Annotated in this window: 18 protein-coding genes; 2 read left to right on the forward strand and 16 right to left on the reverse strand. The window is 71.5% G+C overall.

The features are described from left to right. Positions 1–5 precede the first annotated feature (5 nt). From FVE25_RS50850 to FVE25_RS50890, 9 genes are all read right to left on the reverse strand, one after another. Positions 6–1,733, reverse strand: coding sequence for a branched-chain amino acid ABC transporter ATP-binding protein/permease (locus FVE25_RS50850; RefSeq protein ID WP_157254611.1), 1,728 nt, complete (start codon positions 1,731–1,733; stop codon positions 6–8). Beyond that, entirely contained in the window at positions 1,730–2,608 is an 879-nt protein-coding gene (locus tag FVE25_RS50855) for a branched-chain amino acid ABC transporter permease (protein WP_157254612.1), read from the reverse strand. The genes FVE25_RS50850 and FVE25_RS50855 overlap by 4 nt, the downstream gene beginning before the upstream one ends. Beyond that, on the reverse strand, positions 2,605–3,813 hold the full coding sequence (locus tag FVE25_RS50860; RefSeq protein ID WP_157254613.1) for an amino acid ABC transporter substrate-binding protein: 1,209 nt from the start codon (positions 3,811–3,813) through the stop codon (positions 2,605–2,607). The genes FVE25_RS50855 and FVE25_RS50860 overlap by 4 nt, the downstream gene beginning before the upstream one ends. Before the next feature lie 145 nt (positions 3,814–3,958). Beyond that, complete coding sequence (locus FVE25_RS50865) at positions 3,959–4,915, reverse strand: NAD-dependent epimerase/dehydratase family protein (RefSeq protein WP_157254614.1); 957 nt, start codon at positions 4,913–4,915, stop codon at positions 3,959–3,961. A gap of 85 nt (positions 4,916–5,000) precedes the next feature. After that, positions 5,001–6,176, reverse strand: coding sequence for an FAD-dependent monooxygenase (locus tag FVE25_RS50870; RefSeq protein ID WP_157254615.1), 1,176 nt, complete (start codon positions 6,174–6,176; stop codon positions 5,001–5,003). Further along, complete coding sequence (locus tag FVE25_RS50875; RefSeq protein ID WP_157254616.1) at positions 6,176–7,561, reverse strand: methyltransferase; 1,386 nt, start codon at positions 7,559–7,561, stop codon at positions 6,176–6,178. The genes FVE25_RS50870 and FVE25_RS50875 overlap by 1 nt, the downstream gene beginning before the upstream one ends. A 101-nt stretch (positions 7,562–7,662) precedes the next feature. Beyond that, the gene (locus FVE25_RS50880) at positions 7,663–7,956 is read right to left on the reverse strand and encodes a hypothetical protein (RefSeq protein WP_157254617.1); all 294 of its coding nucleotides are present in this window, start codon (positions 7,954–7,956) and stop codon (positions 7,663–7,665) included. A gap of 1 nt (position 7,957) precedes the next feature. Then, on the reverse strand, positions 7,958–8,431 hold the full coding sequence (locus tag FVE25_RS50885; protein ID WP_157254618.1) for a hypothetical protein: 474 nt from the start codon (positions 8,429–8,431) through the stop codon (positions 7,958–7,960). Between the two features lie 55 nt (positions 8,432–8,486). Continuing rightward, the gene (locus FVE25_RS50890; RefSeq protein WP_157254619.1) at positions 8,487–9,704 is read right to left on the reverse strand and encodes a M48 family metalloprotease; all 1,218 of its coding nucleotides are present in this window, start codon (positions 9,702–9,704) and stop codon (positions 8,487–8,489) included. A gap of 483 nt (positions 9,705–10,187) precedes the next feature. Between FVE25_RS50890 and FVE25_RS50900 the strand changes: the two genes are divergently transcribed. Then, a complete protein-coding gene (locus FVE25_RS50900) occupies positions 10,188–10,817 on the forward strand; it encodes a nucleoside/nucleotide kinase family protein (RefSeq protein ID WP_246268739.1) in 630 nt (209 codons plus the stop codon). A gap of 13 nt (positions 10,818–10,830) precedes the next feature. Here the strand turns inward: FVE25_RS50900 and FVE25_RS50905 are convergent, their stop codons facing one another. From FVE25_RS50905 to FVE25_RS50930, 6 genes are all read right to left on the reverse strand, one after another. Next, on the reverse strand, positions 10,831–11,481 hold the full coding sequence (locus tag FVE25_RS50905; protein WP_181019976.1) for a sulfotransferase family protein: 651 nt from the start codon (positions 11,479–11,481) through the stop codon (positions 10,831–10,833). Positions 11,482–11,552: 71 nt separating this feature from the next. Continuing rightward, positions 11,553–12,614 carry an S-methyl thiohydantoin desulfurase family protein gene (locus tag FVE25_RS50910; protein WP_157254621.1) on the reverse strand — a complete coding sequence of 354 codons (1,062 nt, stop codon included), beginning with the start codon at positions 12,612–12,614 and terminating at the stop codon, positions 11,553–11,555. Further along, positions 12,607–14,124: a hydantoinase/oxoprolinase N-terminal domain-containing protein gene (locus FVE25_RS50915; protein ID WP_157254622.1), complete on the reverse strand. Its 1,518-nt coding sequence runs from the start codon at positions 14,122–14,124 to the stop codon at positions 12,607–12,609. Before FVE25_RS50915 ends, FVE25_RS50910 begins: the two co-directional genes overlap by 8 nt. 20 nt (positions 14,125–14,144) lie before the next feature. Next, a complete protein-coding gene (locus tag FVE25_RS50920) occupies positions 14,145–15,455 on the reverse strand; it encodes a purine-cytosine permease family protein (protein WP_157254623.1) in 1,311 nt (436 codons plus the stop codon). Positions 15,456–15,482: 27 nt separating this feature from the next. Further along, positions 15,483–16,781: a hydantoinase/oxoprolinase N-terminal domain-containing protein gene (locus tag FVE25_RS50925; RefSeq protein ID WP_157254624.1), complete on the reverse strand. Its 1,299-nt coding sequence runs from the start codon at positions 16,779–16,781 to the stop codon at positions 15,483–15,485. Then, complete coding sequence (locus FVE25_RS50930) at positions 16,778–17,803, reverse strand: S-methyl thiohydantoin desulfurase family protein (RefSeq protein WP_157254625.1); 1,026 nt, start codon at positions 17,801–17,803, stop codon at positions 16,778–16,780. The genes FVE25_RS50925 and FVE25_RS50930 overlap by 4 nt, the downstream gene beginning before the upstream one ends. Positions 17,804–17,891: 88 nt before the next feature. On the opposite strand from FVE25_RS50930, the gene FVE25_RS50935 reads away from it, so the two are divergent. Continuing rightward, positions 17,892–19,232, forward strand: coding sequence for a PucR family transcriptional regulator (locus FVE25_RS50935; RefSeq protein ID WP_157254626.1), 1,341 nt, complete (start codon positions 17,892–17,894; stop codon positions 19,230–19,232). A gap of 10 nt (positions 19,233–19,242) precedes the next feature. On the opposite strand, the gene FVE25_RS50940 is transcribed toward FVE25_RS50935, so the two are convergent. After that, positions 19,243–19,850: AMP-binding enzyme (locus FVE25_RS50940; RefSeq protein WP_157254627.1), on the reverse strand; the 608-nt coding region annotated here is incomplete at its 5' end.

Raw genomic sequence — 19,850 nt, forward strand, 5'->3', positions numbered from 1 at the left:
GCACGTCACACTCCCAGGTAGGCGTCGAGGACCAGCGGGTCCCGCCTGATGCGGCCGGGCGGTCCCTCCACCAGCGGGGCGCCGGCGGAGAAGACGATGACCGGGTCGCACAGCTCGCTGACCAGCGGGATGTTGTGCTCGACCACCAGGAACGTCACGCCGCGCGCGTTCACGTCGCGGATCACCTCGACCAGGCGGCCGAGCAGGCCGGGGTTGACGCCTCCCGCGGGCTCGTCGAGGAGGACGAGCTTGGGGTCGAGCATGAGAACCTGGGCGAGTTCGACCAGTTTCTGCTGGCCGTACGAGAGGGTCCCGGCCTTCTGGTGCGCCATCCTGCCCAGGCCGACCAGGTCGAGCAGGTCATGCGCGCGCTCGGCCTCGTGACCGCTGACCGCGTCCGCGAACATCGTGCGCCAGCGCCCGGTGGGCAGTGGCGCGACCACGTTCTCCCGGACGGTCATCTCCTTGAACAGCCTCGTCACCTGATAGGTACGGCCGAGCCCCAGGTGACCGCGGGTCCAGGGCGGCAGCCGATCGATGCGCCGGCCGTCGAACCAGATCTCCCCCCGGTCCGGCTGGAGCCCGCCGGTGACCAGGTTGAACAGGGTGGTCTTGCCGGAGCCGTTGGGGCCGATCAGCGCGGTGATCGTGCCCGCGCGGACGACCAGACTGGCGTCGTCGACCGCGGTCAGGCCGCCGAAGCTCCTGCTCAGGCCGCGCACCACCAGCAGCGGCTCGCCCGCAGGCCCGGGCGTGTGGACGACGCCGCGCGCGACCTGCTGTTCGGTGTACGCGACCGGCTCGGGGTGCCGCCTGGCCCACCATGCCTGCGCGGTCGGCAGGATCCCCTTCGGCAGGAAGAGCACGACCAGCACCAGCACCAGCCCGAAGATCAGCACCCGTGACTGCGTGCCGCCGTAGACGGTGGCCGCCTCGCTCAGGAACTGCACCAGGAACGCGCCCAGCACCGGCCCGTACAGCGTCCCGCGCCCGCCGACCAGCGCCGCCAGCACGATCGTGACGCTGCCGAGGATGGAGAAGGCGCCGGTCGGACTCACGAAGGTCAGGAAATATGCGTATACGCCGCCCGCGACGCCGATGAAAAACGCGCTCGCCGCATAGGCGATGACCTTGAAGCGGGTGGTGTTCACCCCGATCGAGCCGGCCTTGCCCTCGTCCTCGCGGATCGCCACCAATCCCGTTCCGAGTTTGGTACGGCGCAGCCAGCCGCTGAACGCCACCGCCGCCACCAGCAGGACGAGAAACAGGTAGTAGAAGGGGATGTTCTGGTAGTCGCGGCTCCAGAACGGCAGCTCGAGGGCCAGGCCGTCGGAGCCTCCGGTGAGACCCCGGGCGTTGGTGGCCAGGATCTGCGCCGCGAGCAGCATCGCGATCGTGATGATCACGAAGGCGTGCCCGCGGGCCCTGAGCACCACCGACCCGATGGCCAGCGCTGTCAGGACCGCGGTGACGCCGCCGATGGGCGCCCCCCAGAGCGGGTTGATCCCGAGATTTACCGACAGGATGCCGGCCGTGTAGGAGCCGAGCCCGAGGAACATGCCATGTCCCAGCGAGGCGTATCCGGCATATCCCGAGATGATGTTCCACCCTGTCGCCTGGATCGCCAGCAGGAACGCCAGCAGCAGCACGGCCTGGGGATACGGCTGCCACGGATTCACCACCGGGTAGGCGGCCAGCACCGCCAGGCACCCGAGAACCACCGGCCGCCTCATGCCGCGTCCTCCCGCACCCGGGCGCCGAACAGGCCATGCGGCCGGAACAGCAGCACCACCATGATCACCAGGTAGAACACCAGCGTCGACCAGCTCAGCGAGCCGTACGTGGCGGTCAGCGTCTCGGCCAGTCCCAGCACCACCGCGCCCGCCAGCGCGCCGGGCAGGCTGCCCATCCCGCCGAGCACCACGATCCCGAGCAGCTTGGAGATCCACTCGTAGTGGGAGGCGGGGAAGAACGGATACAGCACCGACAGGATCGAACCGCCCACCCCGGCCGTCGCCGTGCCCAGCGCGAAGGCCAGCGCCGCCGTTCCCGATGCGCCCACGCCCACCAGCGCCGCGCCCGCCGGGTTCTGCGTCGCCGCCCGGATGGCCCGGCCCGTCCAGGTCCCGGTCAGCACGCCGTACAGCACCGCCAGGACGAGGACGGCGGCCAGGAAGCCGAACACCTGCGCCTTCGGCAGCGCGATCGCGCCGATCCTGAAGGACTCCTCGAAGTAGGGCGGCGTGGCCGAGCGGAACCTGTTGCCCGCGACGATCGTCAGCAGGCCCTCGATGATCAACGCCAGGCCGAACGTGAGGAGCACGGACATCGCGGGCGAGGCGTCCTTGACGCGCGAGACGAGAATCCGGTGGATCAGCCAGCCGAGCCCCGCCATCAGCGGCGTGGTGACGACCGCCGCCAGGATCGGGTCCACGCCCGTCTGCCGCCACAACCACCAGGTGGCCATCGCCACCAGCACCAGGAACGCGCCGTGGGCGATGTTCACGATGCGCATCACGCCGAAGATCAGGGTCAGGCCGGAGGCCATGAGCGCGTAGACGCCGCCGATCAGCAGGCCCAGGGCGACCGCCTGGACGAACTGGGTCATCGAGCCGCCTTCCAGCCGGGCTTGGGGTTGATCGCGTTCGCCGTGGTGGCCAGGTTCTTCGGGGCGATCACCTCGACCTTGCCGCCCTGCCACTGCGCGAGCATGAACGAGCCCTTCGGCTCGCCGGTCGGCATCCAGCTCAGCGGGCCCAGAATGGTCTCGACCGTGTTCGCGTGCAGCCAGGCGCTGATCTTCTCCTGATCCACCGCGCCGACCTTCTCCGTCGCCGCCTGCAGCACCTGGGCCGCGGCGAAGGCGTCGGCGGCGTCCTCCGCGGGCGGGGCGTTGTCGTGGGCCTTGCGGTAGGCGGCCACGAACTCCGCGTTCAGCGGCGTCTGCGCCTTCTCGTTCCAGCTCACCGTGTACAGCACGCCCTCGGTGCCGGCGGCGCCGACGCCGTTGGCGTACTGCTCGCCGTTGCTGGGGGCCGAGGTCTGGAAAAGCATCTTGGGCGAGTAGTCGAGCTGCTTGAGCGCCCTGACCAGGCCCACGCCGTCCTCGAAGACCGCCCCCTGGGCGATCAGGTCGGGCTTGGCGGCGCTCAGGGTCGTGGCGAGCGTCTGGAAGTTGGTCGTGTCGCCGGGATAGACGTCGGCGTTGACGGTCTTGACGCCCTGGGCCTCCAACTGGGAGCGCAGGGAGTCGATCACCGGTTTGGCGAACGGGTCGTCCTGGCTGGGGTAGGCGGCCGTCTTCGGGCGCTGGTCCTCCGGCAGCGACGTGATCCACTCGGCGAACACGTCCGCCTGGTGGCCGGAGGCCGCGGGCTGGGCGAAGAACAGGTACGTGAAGCCCCGGTTGAACATCTTGGCCGCGCCGCCCGCGGGCTCGATGAACACCATCCGGTTCTTCTCCGCCACCGCCGACGCCGGGTAGTTGAGCAGCGAGGAGAACGTGCCCAGCACGAAGTCGACGCGATCCTGGGTGATCAGCTTGGTGTAGTCGGCGACCACGGTGTCCTGGTTGCTCGCGTCGTCGACGATCTTCAGCTGGACCTTCCTGCCGAGCAGGCCGCCCTTGGCGTTGACCAGGTCCCGCCAGACCTCGTAGCCGCGCTTGGCCTCACCGCCCGGCTGCGCGAAGTCCCCGCTGAGGGGCAGCGAGATCCCGATGACGAGATCCCCGCCGCCGCGCTGCGCCGACGGCGGCTGACCACACGCTGCCAGCGTCAGAATCGTTACTGCGGCCAGCGCCATTCGTTTCATGGGCACCTCCTCCGCAATCGATTGCGTTATGGTGGAGCATGAAAGGCGGTTGGCTCGGTGTCAATGGGGGCAGCGGGCATGCAATCGAATGCGCTACCGTCTCCGACCACCTTGGGCCGTACATCCGGCCCGATCAGGTGAACGATCAGGTGAGCATCGTGAGAAGCTCCGCCTCTTCGGCCGCCGTGAGGCCGGAGCGGCTGACCGTGTGGCCGGACTCGCGCTGCCAGGCCAGCGTGTCGCGGGCCGTACCGGCGACCGGGCGGATGCGCAGACCGGCGGCCAGCGTGACGGAGGTGTCGCGGGTCATGAAGCCGGCGTACTCCGGCAACGGCAGCCACATCGGCAGTGACCGCGGCCCCGTCCACGGCTCCACCTTCTGCTCCACGAGGAACTCCTGGCCGGCCCAGACCAGCTCGGGCTCCACCTCCACGCCCTCGGCGATCTCCGCCAGCAGCCGGCCGCGGCTGAAGGGCATGGAGATCGCGTCGTACGGCCCGGCCAGCCCCTCCTCTGCCGCGTCGAGCGTCCAGGCGGCCAGATCGCGCACGTCCACGAGCTGGACGAGTTCGTCGGGCGAACCGGGAGCCAGCACGCGCCCGCCGCGCGCCAGCCTGGCGACCCAGTAGGTGAACCGGTCGGACTGGTCGTCCGGCCCCACGATCAGCCCGGCGCGCACGAGGAGCGCTCCGTCGCCGGCGATCTGCTCGCAGGCCACCTTGGCCGGGCCGTAGTTCTCCGGGTCGCTCTCGTCGGCGTCGGCGGCCAGCGGCTCGTGCATGACCTGGTTGGCCGCGCCGAAGTCGGAGTAGACACTGCACGACGACACGAACGTCCAGTGACCGGCGCGGCCCGCGAGCTCCGTGACGGCCCGCCGTACCTGGCTCGGCTGCCTGGCGACGTCGACGACGAGGTCGAACGCCCCCTCCACCGGCGCCAGCCCGCCGTCCTCGCTCCGGTCGACCCGGACGAACTCCACCTCCGGCGGCGGATCTCCCGCGAGCCCGCGCGCCGCGCACACCACCTCGTGCCCGCGGTCACGCGCCTGCCGGGCGATCTCCCTGGACAGGAACTTGGTACCACCCAGAACAAGTGTCCTCATCGCCCCATCCTGGCCCACCCGGCCCGGATGGGCGCCGCCCTTCTCTCCTGGCGCAAATCCCCCGGCAGGTGGCCGGGGCCGCCGTTCAGCCGGTGGTGTGGTGGTAGGCGGTGGTCAGCGTGGTCAGTTCGCGCGGGGACAGCACCTGGCCGATGTCGCCGAAGCCGCCGGGGGCGCGGGCGGCGACGAGGGCGAGGACGTCGTCGGCCGGCATGGCCCGGCAGGCGGCGGCGACGGCGTTGGCCTGCGGGCGCCGGGTCGCCTCGTAGGAGCGCAGTCCCCGCACCGGGTCCGGCGCCCGGGAGAGGGCGTCGGCCAGTGCCCGGGCGTCGAGGATCGCCTGGGAGGCGCCGTTGGAGCCGATCGGGTACATGGGGTGGGCCGCGTCTCCCAGCAGCGTGACCGGGCCCGTTCCCCACGTGGGCAGCGGGTCCCGGTCGGTCATGGGGAGTTCGAGGACCTCGGGCGCCGCCGCGAAGAGGGCGGCGAGATCCAGGCCGGGCAGCGACCAGCCGGCGAAGCGGGCGTCGAGGCCGGCGCGGATGTCGCGTTGCGTGCGGCCGGGCGCGGGCGCGGGGCCGCGGGCTTCGGCCACCCAGTTGAGGTGGACCAGCCCGTCGCCGGGGCGGGTGATCGGGTAGACGACGAGCTTGGCGTGGGCGTTGCACCCGTAGACGGCGACGGTGTGCTCGTTCAGGTACGGCGGGGCCGGGCTGATGCCGCGCCACATGGTGATTCCGCAGGCCAGGGGTTCTCCCTCACCGGGGTGGAGGCGGCGGCGCACGGCCGAACGCAGTCCGTCGGCGCCGATGAGCGCGTCGGCGTCGACGGTGACCGCCTGCCCCGACCTGCGGTCGCGGCCGGTGATGCGGACCTTTTGCTCGCCGTACCGGAAATCCTCGACGAGCATGCCGAAGCGGATGGCGTCGGCGCCGAGGCGATCGCGGACCGCGTGCAGGAGCAGCATCTGCAGTTCGCCGCGGTGGATCGCGTACTGGCCGGGGCGTGGCTGGCGCCAGATGAGGTTGCCGTGCCGGTCGTAGTGGGCCATCTGCGCGACGGGGACGCCGAGCGCGGCCAGGTCGGCGCCGAGACCGAGTCGCGACAGCTCGGCGACGGCGGCGGGCAGCAGGTTGATGCCGACGCCGAGCGGCCGGCACGTCGTGCTCGCCTCGGCCAGTTCGGGGGTGAAGCCGGCGGCGTGCAGGTGCAGCGCGGCTGTCAGGCCGCCGATGCCGGCGCCGGCGATCAGGATGCGCATCAGTGGGCGACCGCTTCCAGCAGGTGGGCCTCCAGCGGCAGGGCGGTGTGGGAGGTGAGGGTGAACCCGGCGGCGTGCAGCAGGTCGCGGTAGCCGTCCAGGGTGCGTTCGCGGCCGCCGGTGTTGTTGACCATCATGTGCAGGTCCCAGGCGGTGGCCAGGCCGGGCCGGCCGGGCTGGTGGGGCAGGAGCCGTTCGACGACGGCCAGGCGGGCGCCTTCGCGGCTGGCCCGGCGGCAGCGCGACAGGATGCGGGCGCAGGCGTCGTCGTCCCAGTCGTGCAGGATGCGCGAGAGCACGAGCAGGTCGCCGCCGGGCACGCGGGTGAACAGATCGCCGCCGACGGTGGTGACGCGGCCGCCGTGGCGGGCGGTGAGGCCCGGTTGCGCGGCGGCGACGGTCGCGGGCGTGTCGAACAGCACGCCGCGCACGTGCGGCGCGGCGTCGAGGATACGGCTCAGCAGCGCGCCGGAGCCGCCGGCGATGTCGGTCACGGTGGTGACGCCGGTCAGGTCGAGCCGGGCGGTCACGGCGTCGAAGACGTCGCGGCACTGGTCGGACATGGCCAGTTGGAAGACCTCCGCCTGAGCGGTGTGAGCCTCGAGGTAGTCGAAGGGGGCGCTGCCGTAGGCCAGTTCGAAGCCGCTGGTCTCGGTCCGGACGGCGTCGGGCAGGTGGCCGAAGCTGTGATAGAACAGCCCGCCGTACAGCAGGGCGACGCCGTGCAGGGAGAAGCTGGAACCGCGCGCGAGGGTGGCGCCGAGCCGGGTGAGCGTGATCAGGCCGTCGGCGCTGGCGACCACGCCGAGTTGTTCGAGGTAGCGCAGCAGGCGGGCGAGGCGGTCGGGCGGGCAGCCGAGCGCGCGGGCCAGGTCGCCGAGGGCCAGGTCGCGGCCGAGGAGCCGGTCGGCGATGCCGAGCTCGGCGGCGGTGCGCAGGGCCTGGGTCGTCCAGGCGCCGGTGAGCAGTTCGAGCATGCGGCGGCGTTCCTCGCCCGCGCCCAGGTGATGCTCCAGCTCCGCCCGGGCCTGACCGGCCACCACGATCTCCAGGCGGTCGCCGCCGCGGCCGGTGTGGAAGTAGAAGACGCTGCGCCCGCTGGCGCCCTCGGCGGGGTTGAAGCCGCCGCCGTCCGGGCGGTGGCCGTCGGCGCGCAGCGCTTCCAGCACCTCCAGGCCGGCCGCGGGCGCCTCGAAGGCCAGATGCGTCTCCCGGTTGTGCAGCCGCTCGTCGTCGGCGATCTCCTCCGGGCAGCCGGTGGCCAGGAACAGCTCCAGGGTCCGGCCGTGACCCACGTCGAGGTGGGCGATCGTGACCGCCAGGCCGTCCAGCTCGTAGCGTTTCGCCAGGCGCCCAGTGCGCCGGGTCTGATAGCGGCCGACCACACGTCCCCCTGTTTCACGCGGGAAGGCTAGCATCACGCTAAGTAGTTGAGAACTACTGAGAGTGACGCATTGGGGTCCGGCGGGGCTGCGGCTGCACGCGTTCACACCGGGTTGTTCAGACATTTCGTGATCGAGAATCGCCTGCCGGGCGTCTGGGCTTGCGGTCCCGCGTCGTATTCGTCGACGCTTCCGACGCACCAGAGGCCGAAACGTTCCAGCAGGGCCAGGGCGTCGTAGTCCCTGAGTTGCCGCGCCTCCATGGTGATGAGCAAGGAGCTCACGACGTCGACCGGCTGCCCGGTGTGGTCGCGCAGCACAAAGCAGAAGGTGGGCGGTATGAAGCTGCGCACGCCGTTGTCCGAGACCTGCACCGGCTCCACGAGGGGGACAGTCATCTCATCGCTCCTCCTGCCATCGCCCGATGGGGCATGCCTCGGTCGGGAGCCAGGCTTTGCGTCGCGTTTCACAACCGCACAGGTTGCACACCGAGCGGGCTCCGGTGAGCCGATGGACGAGGTTTCCCGTGGGTGCGACCAGGTGCTCGCAGGCCGTGCACGCGGCCAGCCGCCGGTCGTAGGTCGCCTGGCCGACCTTGCGAAATCCCGAGGACGCCCAGCGAACCACGGCCAGGCTTGCTCGCCGCAGCAGTTCCTGAGTGCTCTGGCCTTGGCGAGAAGCGACATTCGCGTCTGTCTCGCGCAGGAGGATGGTCATGAGGCGCTCATCCGTGCGGCATATCTCCAGGTGATGCAGGAAGAGCTCGTCTTCGGCGATCTTCAGCAGCAGGGCATCGGTTACCTGGCTCACCGGCAGGCCCAATTGTGCCGCGATCGCCTCTGGGCTGGGATTCACTTTCTCAACCTCGAACACGGCCGGGTTGCCGGGAGCCCTTTCAGGGGCCCCCGGCGACCGTTCAGCTTTTCTTTTACGCGGCGCAAGCCGGCTTGCCGGACAGGCGTACTGCCGCGTGATACGTGGCGATTCGGCAGGCGCCGGGCGGATGACCGCAGCCGGCGCTACCGCCCGGGGCGGTCGGCACGTTCGGCACGCTGAAGAAGTTCGCCATTTGCGCGATGGCGGCATCGGTTACGGTGATGTACTGAAAGCCGAACCAGACCCTCCGCATCGCGTCCCGCACCCCGTAATAGTCGGCCTGGCCTTCACAGGAAAGGCCGCTCGGGAATGTGGGATTGCCGCCGTAATGGTGCCCGATTTCGTGGGCCAGGACGAGGGCGATGGCCTCGGTCTCCAGTTTTGTGTGCCGGATCAGGCCGCCTTTGAGGGCGACATGCCTTACTCCGTTTTCGACCCATGCGTAGGCGTTGACGTCTTCGTCGGTCCAGTCGACATGGTAGGTGATGTCGGGATACCAGGCCCGGTGCAGGTGGACGAGCGCTTCGCTCCATTCTCTGGCGGCGGGATCGCTGAAAGCCCTCTTCGGGTCCTGCGCTTTTCTCGCCGCCTCTTCTTTCGAAATGAAGCTGCAGGCGTCGTCGGGCACGCGCAGCGCTATGGTCGCGGCGGGAACGAAGCTGTTGGGCTCCAGGTCCGGAGCGTTGTATCCCCGGGGGTCCACGATGACCTTCGGCTCGTTGAAGCCCTGCGGAAGCTGTGGTGCCTGCCGGCTGCTTTCTCCGTATTGCGCGGTGTACTCCGGCGAGCCGATCACCGGAAGGTCTTCCGCGGCGCTGAAGGCGGTGACGTCCTCGCTTCTCGCGCGAAGCTGGACCACGTAGTCCGCGCTGATCACGCCGTTGGTGTTGAGGAGCCGGCCGTCCAGGTCCTGGCCGGGCGAGTCCAGCGACGTGGCGATGTGATGGAAGCCGGCGTAGTAGTCCCCCACGTGCACCGAGGTGATCGGAACCGCCTCCCCTTGGGGGGAGACGAGGACGTCCGTCGGCGCGAGGCGGTCGGCGCGTTTGAGCGTGCGATTCTCCAGGAGGAAGAGGTGGTCGGAGGTGACGGCGATGGCGGTGTTCTGATAAACGACGAGCACGGTGAATCGCTGAAGAGAGGCGACCGTCGTTCCCGAGCTGAATACCACGGGTTTGGCCGACCAGTTGAGGTCGACTCCGGCGGCCAGCACTTCGTCGCCGATGCTGAACGTTTCGATGGCCTTGAACAGTCCGTCGCCGGTCTGCACCAGTGTGCCGAATGCCAGACATGAGCACGAGCACGTGCACGGGCCTTGTTCGTCCTTTGTGAGAACCGGATAGCCGGCCGGGAGTCCCAAGGAAGTGCATATTGCGTAGATTTCGGCGTCCGCTCCGCTGCAATGGGCAGAGTTGCACATTCTTAAACCATTAGGCATGGCACCCCTCCTTGCCGACCCACGTATGACCAGTACTACTCGTGCCGCGAGATGAGTCAAGACCCTGGGAGTGGGTTTCTCAAACGATCTGAATTACTGATCGCCCCAATGGTGTTTTTGGCAGCCTCCCCGTTTCCGAACGGCTACTCTTCTCGCCGCTCAGCTCGTGGACCCGGTGAAGGCGATGCCCGCGATCAACTGGCGCGGCATCACCACGAACATCACGATCACCGGCAGCGACGCCACCACCGACCCGGCGAAGAGGCCAGCTTCACCACCGGGGCCACGCTCACGGCCTGCCGTACAGTGCGGATCGTGCTGCGATTGAGCCCCGACGACGCCGTACGGCGGGCCGCGACGCTGGCCGCGTCCGGGAAGCGGCGGATCCTCGGCATCACCGGACCGCCCGGAGCCGGCAAGTCCACCCTGGCCCGGCTGCTCCACGACAAGATCGACGGGTCCGTGGTCGTGGGCATGGACGCCTACCACCTGGCGCACTCGGCTCTGGAGCGCCTCGGCCTGGCCGAGCGCAAGGGCGCTCCGGAAACCTTCGACGCCGCCGGATACGTCGCGCTCCTGCGCAGGATCAGGGCCGGCGAGCACGTGTGGGCGCCGGAGTTCCGCAGGGAGATCGAGGACGCCATCGCGGGGGCGGTAGCCGTACCGCCGGAGGTGCGGCTGGTGATCACGGAGGGCAACTATCTGCTCCTCGGCGGGGAGCAGTGGCGGCCGGTGCGTGCGCTGGCGGATGAGATCTGGTACGCCGACCTGCCGGAGGACGTCCGGCACGCCCGGCTGGCCGCCCGGCACGAGGCGTTCGGCAGGACGAAGGAACAAGCCTGGGAGCGCACGCTGGGCAGCGACGAGCGCAACGCCCGCCTGGTGATCGCGACCCGCGAGGCGGCCGACGCCGTCGTGGCCGTCCCGACGACCGGCGAGCCCTGATCCCGGCCGGCCGTCACCGCTCCGGTGTTCCGCGCAGGCGGGCCTGGACGGCCTGCCGGTCATTGAGGTGCGGGTACGGCTCGGCCGGCACGGGCACGCCGAGGAAGCCGCACAACGGCTCCCAGCCCTGACCGGTCTCGTAGACCAGGACGCGCCCGGCGGGCAGCGCCGCGGTGACCTCGGCCGTGTGCCGCCGGAACACCTCCGCGGCGTGGTGCTCGCCGGGCATCGGCTCGTCCAGCGTCGTGCCGAACGTCTCGTGCCAGATGCGCTCCAGCAGCGGACGCATGGTGACGGCCACGGCCTGGAGCCCGGCGGGCACCGTCGAGGGCTTGTTCAGCATCGCGAAGACGGTGTCGCGCAGGCTGGTGTACCAGGCGTGCTGGTCGTCGCGCACGGTGAGGATGACCTTGGCGTCCGGATAGGCCCGGGCGAGCGGGCGCCAGAAGTGGGCGCTCGGCCAGTCCACGGCCGCACGGTACCCCCGCAGCACGGCGTCCCAGTCGATCGGCCCGTCCATGGTCTGCCGCCACCGCGTCGCCTGCTCCGGATGGGCGCCGATCTCCCGCATGTGGTGGCAGGGGCCCAGGCCGAGCCGCTCCAGTGCCGCCTTCAACGACGTGGTCCCGGTGCGCGGCAGCCCCGCGCCGATCACGTTGATCATCCCCGCCCTCCCCGTTCGTTCCTTGGGCTATATCTACCTCCCTCCGTACGGGTGTGGGCGGGGCGAGGAGGTCAGCCGACGGCCAGCGGCTCGTAGTCGCAGTCGTAGCCGAAGTAGCGCGGCCCGGCCAGCTCCAGCCCCGCGGGGGTGCGCCAGCGTGCGTCGCAGGGTGCGCCGATGACGGTGACGCGCAGGCCGTAGCGCAGCGCCTCGGTGGTGACGGGCTCGCCGGACTCGGTGTCCAGGACGCAGATGAGGTCGGGGGTGGTGGCCACGGTGGTCCCGTCGCGGCGGGCCAGGAGGTGCTCGTTCTGGAAGCTGAGTTCGAGGGTGCCGTCCGGCGACTCCAGGCGGGCCGCGCCGCGGGCGAACCCCCCGGTCGTGCGGCGCTCGACGTCGACGACCTTGCCGGCGAACAGTTGCGTCCCGCCCAGCACCTCCAGTGCGGCCGCGATCGGCGAGGCGTGCGCGGCGCGCGCCAGCCGTACGGCGCGGCCCAGGTCCTCGGCCAGGGTCAGCGTGGCGGGCACGAGCCCGTCGCGCAGCTGCGACCCGCGCAGCACGGTGTCGGCGGAGGCGAGCTGGCAGCCCATGCGCACGCACGCCGCCCTGGCGATCTTCTCCGCCCAGTGGTTGGAGACGGCGTCCAGGACGAGGGTGTTGCCCTTGTCGTCGGCCAGCGCCATCGGTGTGTTGCGCACCCCCATGAGCGTGGGCAGGACCATTTGGGCCTCGGGGAAGGCGCGGCCCATGGCGTCGCCGTCGACCAGGGGCAGCCCGGCCTGGGCCGCCGCGGCGATGGGGATCATCGAGTTCATCCCGCCGACCTCGATGGGCACGATGTGCGTGGCGGGCCGGCCGATCACCGCCTCCAGCGCGCGCAGGACGGCCAGTTCCTCGGTTCCCGCGGGCAGCTTCTCCAGCATCACCGTGGGCGCGCCCATCGAGGAGATGGGCACGACGGTGGCGTCGGCGGGCACCTCGTCGATCGCGTACATGGACACCGGCCCGTGCTCGCGGATCGCCTGGCGGGCCAGCAGTTTGCCGACGTAGGGGTCGCCGCCGCCCCCCGTGCCGAGGATGCCGGCGCCGCGGGCCAGGTCGTCGAGCATGTCGACGGTGATCTCACGCATTGATCTTCTCCAGGTCCAGGTCGCCGACGGCCTTCACGCGGATGCGGGTGGCGTCGCCGGGCAGATAGGCGAGCGGAAGCTCTTCCACGTCCACGATCTGCACGCTGTCGGCGCGCGCCCCCGCCCGCTCGGCGCGGGTGGTGGCTTCGTCCTTGGCTTCCCGCAGTACGGCTTCGCGCGGCCCGGAGAAGACGCGGTCCACCTCCCCGCCCACCTGGGCGATGGCGGCGCCGACGGCGTTGGCCACCTCGAAGTGGTCCGGCCGCCGCACGTCGGCGAAGCCGGGCAGGGTGTCGATGAGGATGCTGCCGCCGCCCACCAGGACGACGGGCAACGGGGCGGACGAGGTGCGCATCCGGTCCACGGCTTCGGCCACCCGCGCCTCGATGTCCTTGAGCGCTTCCGCGTAGGACACCGCCGACACGCGCGCCGGGTCGCCGACCGCCGCCCGGCCGGCGGCCACGGCCAGGTCGGTCGCGGTCAGCGTGGACCCGCCGAACACCAGGGCCTGCTCGGTGAGCCGGTAGCCGACGCTGCGCGGCCCCGCCGTACCGTCGGGGGCGATGATCGAGCCGCCGCCGACGCCGATGGACAGCACGTCGGGGATGCGGAAGTTGGTCCGCACCTCGCCGACCAGCGCCTCCCCCGCGGCCTCGCGCGGGAAGCCCCCGGCCAGGATGCCGACGTCGGTGGTGGTACCGCCGATGTCGACCACCGCGCAGTCGCTCAGACCCGACAGGTACGCTGCGCCGCGCATGGAGTTGGTCGGCCCGGAGGCGAACGTGAGCACCGGATACCTGCGCGCGAACGCGACGTCCATCAGCGTGCCGTCGTTCTGCGACAGGAACAGGGGCGCGCCGATGCCCGCCACCCGCAGCGCCTGCCCGAACGCCTCGACGGTGCGCACGGCCAGCCGGCTCAGGGCGGCGTTCACGATCGTGGCGTTCTCCCTGGCCAGCAGCCCGACCCGGCCGATCTCGCTGGAGACCGACAGGTGGACGTCCGGGCCGAGCTCGGCGGCCAGGATCTCGGCGGCCCTGACCTCGAAGTCGGTGCTGACCGGCGAGAACACCGAGGAGATCGCGACCGACCGCAGCCCGCGGCGGCGGATGTCGGCGGCCACCCTCCTGAGCTCGTCCGGGTCGAGCTCGGAGATGGGGGTGCCGTCGTACTCGTGGCCGCCGTGGCACAGGTACGTCGCGCCGTCGACGACCGCGCGCAGCCGTTCCGGCCAGTCGACCAGGGGCGGCAGCGCGGCGGTGGCGGGCAGGCCGAGCCGTACGGCGGCGACCGGCTCGAGCCGGGCCGCCTCGACCAGCGCGTTGACGAAGTGAGTGGTGCCGATCATCACGGCGGACACCTCGGTGGCGCCGAGCCCGTCCAGGGCCGCGGCGACGCCACCGGTGACGTCCTGCGTCGTGGGCGACTTGACGGTGGCCAGGATCTGGCCGTCGTCGCCGATGAGGGCTGCGTCGGTGTTGGTGCCGCCGACGTCGATGCCGATACGCATGGGGAGGGGAACTTTCCGATCTATGGGGTGGGGACGAGTTGCTGCTCGCGGGTGCCGCGCACGAGGCCGAGCTTCCCGGCGACGATGTAGAGCACCCCGGCCAGGATCAGGGAGGTGAGCGCCGGGATGCCGGGCCACTGGTGGTGCTCGCTGAGCCAGCCGACCAGCGCGGACACCGTCCAGATGACCAGCGTGGCCGGGACCCAGGTGGGCTCGGTCTCGGGGAGCGTGCCCTGCTCGCGGGAGGCGTCCAGGACGGCTCGCCAGCGCTTGACGACGAAGTACTCGGCCACCATGATCCCGGCGACCGGCGGGGTGACGATGCCGAGGATCAGCAGGAAGTCGGTGAAACGTTCCAAGATGCCGGCGGCCGCCAGCAGGCTGCCCAGGACGCCGACGCCGACGGTGACCGCGACCCGGTTCAGCTTGCTGCCGATGGTCGACTCGACCGCGTTGAGCAGACCGAGGACGCCGGAGTACAGGTTCCAGTTGTTGATCTTCACGGTGGCGGAGATCAGCACGATGACGCCGATCACGCCGGAGGACGCGGTGATGATCGCGATCACGTCCGAGGACTTGACCGCGTAGGCCAGCAGCACTCCCGCCAGGCCCAGCACGTACTCGCCCAGGGAGATGCCGACGAGCGTCTGCTTGACCACGTCGCCGGTGCTGCGGTTGAACCTGGTCATGTCCGGCGTGGTGACGGCGCCGACGATGTAGGAGCCGGCCACGATGGTGGCGCCGGTCGCGATCGTCATGGGCTCGCCGAAGGGCGTCGAGGCCACCAGCGTCCCGAGGTCGTGCCGGGAGAGCTCCACCCACACCGCCCAGCCCGCCAGGCCGAGGAAGGCGGGCACGGTGATGAACGCCGTCAGCCCCATCGCCTTGAATCCCTTGATGACCAGCAGCGTCACCCCGAGCCCCGCGATCAGCGCCCAGAGCCAGAAGGGCAGCCCCGGCATGATCGCGTGCAGCCCGGCGGCGAACACGCCCGTCTGCACGCCGAACCAGCCGAACAGGCTCAGGGTGATGATCACGCCGATGATCGTGGACCCGTACCGGCCGAACCCGGTCCAGCGGGCCAGCAGCGAGGTCGACAGGCCCTCGCGCATGCCGGCGATGCCGACGAAGATGCAGACGACCTCGAGGATCACCGAGCCGAGCGTGAACGCCCAGAACGCGTCCCAGAAGGACAGCCCCGCGCCGAGGGTGGCGCCGAGCAGGAACTGCGTCAGGTCGGACAGCTGGCCGAACCGCTGCACCGCCACGTTGAACCAGGAGTAACGGGCGCTCTTGGGCACCCGCTCGAGGGGGTAGTCCTCGTCGATCATCGATGTTGCCTCTCTGCGGGGGGGTGTTCACCAGCGCGACGGCGGACCGGCCGCCCTCGCGCGGAGCTTGACGAAGGGGCCGGGCAAGTAGGCCAGCGGCGTGTCGTCGGCGTGGATGATCACTGTCTGCCGGGGGTCGGCCCCGGCCAGGACGGCGACCGCCCTGGCCTCTTCCATGACGGCGTCCATGGCGGCGGCCAGCCCCGCGCGGTCCTGGAGCCGGACGATCCGCTCGTAGTGGCCGCCCACCGGGCTGACGGCCGCGCCGATCGCGCCGGCCGCCATCCCGTGCGCGGGGTGGATGCCCTGCTTGACGTCCCGGGCTCCGCCGCCCACGACGACCAGCGGCAACCTGTCGGCGCCCGGTTGCAGGCGATCCACGGCCTCGGCCAGTTCGGCGTCGTCGACGGGCCTGGCCACCCGGATCAGCCCGGGGATACGGAAGCCGACCGGGACGCCGCCGATGTGCGCGCCGCCCACGGCCTCCTCGGGGAAGCCGCCGGCCAGCACGCCGACCCTGACCCGCCGGGCGCCGACGTCGGCGACCACGGCGTCTTCCAGGCCGGTCAGCGCGCCGGCGCCGCGCAGCACGCTGGCCGGTCCGCTGCCCAGGCTGAGGCCGGGATGGCGGGACATGTGCTCCAGGCTCATCAGCGTGCCGTCGCCGCGGGTGACGAACACCGCGGCGCCCGGGCAGAGCGCGGCCAGGCCGTCGGCCACCGACTGGGCGAACCCGGACAGGGCGGCGTCCAGGATGGTGGCGTTCTCGCGTTCCAGGAGGCCGAGCGAGCCCAGGTCGGCCGACAGGGCGATGGGCAGGTCGCCCGCCTCGGCCCTGATCAGGTCGGCCGCCTCCAGCTCCTGCTCGGGGTCCAGGGGGGAGAACAGGCCGACGACGGCGAACGCCTCGGCCGTGCCCGCCATGGCGGCGGCGAAGCGGCTGACGGCGGCCCGGTCCAGGGGCGTCCAGTCGTCGCGTTCCAGCCCGCCGCCGCCGTCCACGATCGCCGCGCCCGCGCTGACCGCGGTGCGCAGGTCGTCCGGCCAGCCGAACAGGGGGCGTACGGCTCGCGCGGAGTCACCGCTGATGCGCACGACCGCGACCCGGCGCAGCTCGCGCCGCCTGGTGACCGAGGTGGCGCTGCCGCGCAGGCCCACGGCCACCTGGGTGAGGCCGGTGGGCTTCAGCCTCTCCAGCGCCGACCTGACGTTGGCCACGGGCATGTCGGGTTGCGAGGGGACCTTCACCGTGGCCAGGACCCGGCCGTCGTCGTCGAGGAGAGCGGCGTCGGTGTTGGTCGGCCCGACGTCCACCCCGGCCCTCATGACGCCTCCCCTCTACCCGCCCGGCAGGGGAATCCGGGCGGGCTCGGAGGGGGACTCTGCAGACCGGTGAGGCCGAAGGCTTCGGGGCCGGCCAGGCGCAGCCCCTCGGGGGTGTACCAGATCGGGTCGCACAGCAGGCGCACCACGCCGACGCGCAGGCCGTAGCGCACCTGCTCGGCCTGCACCACCTCGCCGGTCCGGGTGTCGATGAGGGCGATGACGTCGGGCACGCACGCCAGCGGCCGCCCGTCCTCCAGCACGGCCAGGAACTCACTGCCCGCCTCCAGGCGGACCAGCCTGCCCTGGTCGGCGCCGAGCCCTTCGACCAGGATGGCGTCGTCCGCCTCGGCGATCTTGCCGGTGATCAGCGGCGCGGGCAGGTCGGTTCCCAGGCGGAGCGCGCGGCTGACCGAGCCGAGCGCGGTGGCGGTGGCGACCTGATGTCCGCGCAGGACGTACTCGGTGCTGGCCACCTGCCCGCCGAACGCCTCCAGCGACGAGCGCACCAGCCGCTCCAGCCAGCGCCCGGTGACCCGGTCGATGACGAGGGTTCTGCCGCGCTCGTCGCACACCACGGCCGGGGTCGGGGAGATGCCACGCAGTTGCATCACCGTCTGGTTCATGCCGGGGAAGGCGCGGCTCATGCCGTCGGCGTCGACCAGCGGCAGGCCCAGGCGCGCCGCCCAGGCGACGGCCATGCAGCCGTTGGCGCCGCCGATCTCGCTGGCCATCAGCGCGCCGACTCGCGTGCCGTGCAGTTCCTCGACCTTGTCGCGCAGGTACACCGGCTCCTCGGTCCCGGTGACCCGTTCCAGCATGACGGCCGACGCGCCCGCCGTACCCGCCGGCATGACCAGCAGGTCGGGGTCGAGCTCGCCCGCCTGGACGACGCGTACGGGGCCGTGATCCTCCAGCGCCTGCAGGGCTGCGGCGCGGGCCATCGCGACGACCCCGCCGCCTCCGGAGCCGAGCACGGCGCACCCCCGCGCGAAGGCGGGGAGCGTGTCGGTGTCGATGTCCACCTGCTCAGGCTACGAACCCGCAGACAAAGGGCGAGTGTGCTAAAAGCATCATTCTGCGTGATCAATGTGCTGGTGGCACACTTGGGGAATGAGCGTGCGACTGATCGAGAGCCTGGGCGAGGTGGTGCGGCAGCCGGCGGGCTCGGTGCTCATCCTCACCCGGGCCGCCTCGGCGCAGGCCGCGGGATACCGGCTCGAGGTGGCGTTGCGTGACGCGGCCGCGGCCGGGGCGGTGGCCGTGGTGCTCACCGCGCCCGCCATGGTCGGCGGCAGCGCCTGGGCGCTGGCCGAGCGGGTCGGCGTCGAGCTCCTCGCCGTGGGCACCCCGGGCACCGGCCCGCTCGGCGCCGTGGTCGAGACGGCCTTTCGCGAACACCACGGGGACCTGGCCGGGCTGGTGGTGGCCGTTCAGGGCGCGCTCGCGGGAGACGCCGCCGACTCGCTGGCCAGGGCGGCGCGGGCGGTCGAGGGCATCGCCGGGGCGGGCGGCGTGCCGGAACGCATCGCCGAGGAGGTCGGCGCCGCGATGGGGGTCACCGTCGACCCCGGCTTCACCACGGCCGGCAGCCCGGGCGGGCATCGGGCCACCGCCACCGCGATCGTGCTCCGCCTCGCCGAGCTGGCCGCGGCCGCGGGCGCCGCCGGCGAGCTGCCCGCCCGCTCACGCGCCCATCTGCTGACCGAGCTGCTCGTCGCCCCGGAGAAGCAGGCCCAGGAGCTGGCTCCGCGCGCCAGGGCGCTCGGCCTGCCGATCGACGACTGGCACGTGATCCTGCGGTTCGAACCGGTGATGGACGAGGGGCCCGACCGCTACGCCGTACTCGACACCCTCGCCTCGCGCGCCACCAGGGCCGCGCGCGAGCTGGTCGGCCCCTCGTGGAACGCCGCGCTGGCGGGCGACGCGCTGGTGGTCGTCCGTACGGCGCCGCGCGACCAGGGCGGTGCGGGCCTGCGGCAGGCGGTCCGCGACGCCGGGGCGCTGCTCGAGCGGGTCCGCCCGGCGGGCGCCAAGGTGCGGTGCGGGGTGTCCACCTGCCACGAGGGGGTTCTCGGGCTGCGCACCTGCGCCTCCGAGGCCCGTACGGCACTGCGCAGGGACAAGACGGTGCCGCTGGCCACCTACGACCTGGCCGGGCTGGACCGGATGCTGGAGGAGTGGTACTCCTCCGACACCGCCCAGCAGGCGGTCAGGGAGTTGCTGCAGCCGCTGCTGGACCTGCCCGGCGGCCAGCCCAGACGGCTGATCACGATCCTGCGCGCCTATCTGGACCACCACGGCTCCCCCGCCAAGGCGGCGGAAGAGGTGAACCTGCACAGGAACGCCGTCAGCCGCAACATCCGGCGCATCGAGACGCTGCTGAAGGCCGATCTGAACGACCCGCAGCAGCGCCTGGCCCTCCAGCTCGCCTGCCGCGCCGCCCAGGTCTAGCCGCACCGGCTCACCGGCCGGGCCCGAGCAGGCGCACGCCCTCCTCCCGCATCTCGACCTTGCGGATCTTGCCGGTGACCGTCATCGGGAAGGCGTCCACGACGTGGACGTAGCGGGGGATCTTGTAGTGGGCCAGCTTGCCCGCGCAGAACGCGCGCAGCGCCGTATCCGTGAGCGGGTCGGCGCCCTCCTTCATGATGATCCAGGCCATGAGTTCCTCGCCGTACTTCTCGTCCGGGACGCCGATCACCTGCACGTCGGCGATGTCGGGATGGCGGTAGAGGAACTCCTCGATCTCGCGCGGGTAGACGTTCTCGCCGCCGCGGATGACCATGTCCTTGATCCGGCCGACGATGCTGACGTAGCCGTGCTCGTCCATGCTGGCCAGGTCACCGGTGTGCATCCACCCGGCCGCGTCGATGGCCTCGGCACTCTTATCCGGTTCGTCCCAGTAGCCGAGCATGACCGAATAGCCGCGCGTGCACAGCTCCCCCGGCTCGCCACGCGGCACCGTCAGCCCGCTGTCCGGGTGCACCACCTTGACCTCCACGTGCGGCATCACCCGCCCGACCGTCTCCGTGCGGCGCTCCAGGCCGTCGCCGGGCCTGGTCATGGTGG

Origin of the sequence: Nonomuraea typhae (assembly GCF_009760925.1) — a bacterium.
Lineage (GTDB): Bacteria > Actinomycetota > Actinomycetes > Streptosporangiales > Streptosporangiaceae > Nonomuraea > Nonomuraea typhae.